The 1,722-nt window shown below is 32.1% G+C and carries 1 protein-coding gene; it reads right to left on the reverse strand.

Translation table 11 applies throughout. The features are described 5' to 3' along the window. Positions 1-158: 158 nt before the first annotated feature. A complete protein-coding gene (locus V4538_13850; GenBank protein MES2382126.1) occupies positions 159-1,610 on the reverse strand; it encodes an IS1182 family transposase in 1,452 nt (483 codons plus the stop codon). Positions 1,611-1,722 lie beyond the last annotated feature (112 nt).

The following is a 1,722-nucleotide window of genomic DNA, read 5'->3' on the forward strand; positions in this document are numbered from 1 at the left end:
GAGGGCACTGAAAAAGTAAGACTTTTTACAAAAGAGCGATTAGGTAAATTTTATATTTTACTTAATCGCTTTTTTTGTAATAATTTTTTAGTGTGCTCAATGTTTTTTGGTGTAGCCAAAAAGTTGTTTTAGGGTGTTTTTTTTAGTGAAATTAAGGCTTACTCCATTAATTTAATTATTCTTTTTAGGTTAACTGCAAAAATTGCTAATGCACCTTGGATTTGCATATTGGTAATTCCATACGATATTGCTCTATCGTAACCATGTACATTTTTTAACTCACTATTTTTTGCTTCTATTTTGTATCGATGCTTTGCTTTTTCTTTGTAATAATCGGTTTCTTGAAAAGCCATTTGGTCTTGATGTAGTTCTGATTTTATGGATACTGAATATGTTTTTGTTTTAGCTCCATCTTTATAACATCCTTCTTTTAAAGGGCAGGACTTACATTTTTCAACATCAAAATAATAGGTATCTACTTGATTTGCCCCGACATCTCTGGTTCCTCCACGTGCTTTTCGTGTTGCCATATGTCCAGCTGGGCAAACAAACATATCTGCATCTTTATTGTAATCAAATTTGTCTTCATCTTTTCTGAAGCCTTGTGTGATTGAGGGATTTAATTTGGCTACTGTTTTAATATTTTGCTCCGTTGTAATTTTAAGATTTTCTTTTCCTGAGTAGGCTGCATCTCCAATAATGGTATCTACTTCAATTCCATTTTCTTGACTAATTTCTAAAAGTTTGGCTAATTCTGGTCCATCTCCTTTTTCGCCCGATGTTACTACAGCTGCTGTAATGATGCGCTCTTCAGTCATGGCTAAATGAGTTTTGTATCCAAAGAACGAACTATCAGCCGATTTGTGCCCAGTTCTTGCATCGGTATCTTTTGATAATGTAAAATTTTCCTGTGTATCTTCTATGGTTTCCTTAAGCAAGTTTAGCTTTTCTTTTACCGCTGGTATTGAACTAATAGCTTGTTCTTTTTCTATTCGTTTCTCTAACTCTTTACTATATGCTAATTCTTTTTCTAAATCATTGTCGGTATTCTTTTGTGGCATAAGCTCTTTAAAGTCTTCGTCAAACAAATAAACAGTTTTTCTAAGTAACTTTGAACGCTCGCGAAGCACTTCTATTGCTGAATATGGATTTGATCTTGATAAAGTATGAGTGGCATCAACTATGATTGATTTAGAACGAATAATACCTTTTTCAACCGCTATACTTACTGTTTTGTTTATCAATAAATCTAATAAGTCTGTGTCTTTTAAACGTTGTTTTCTAAACTTGGTTAACGAACTAGGATTTATTACATCTTCCTCTGGCGTCATTTCTAAAAAATACTTAAATGACATATCGTATTGTGAACGCTCAACCACATCAACATCCGAAACGGTATAGATTGTTTTTAAAAGTAAATACTTAAACATACGAACTGGACTTTCTGCCATTCGACCATTATTTAAACAATACTTATTTACTAGTTCTTCGTAAACAAATGAAAAGTCTATCAACTCATTAATTTTTCTAAGCAAATTGTGCTTAGGAACTATTAAATCATATAACGAAGAATGATTGCTAATCAGTATCTTATGTTGTTGTAATAACATTTATAAAAGCCTTTTGTTGCTTTATAAAGAAACAAAAAAAGGAGCAAAAAAACTAAAGTTTTCTGCTCCTTTTTGTTAACATTTGTCCTTAAAGGACTTTTTCAGTGCCCTC

The organism is Bacteroidota bacterium (assembly GCA_040388375.1).
Classification (GTDB): domain Bacteria; phylum Bacteroidota; class Bacteroidia; order UKL13-3; family UKL13-3; genus JAAFJM01.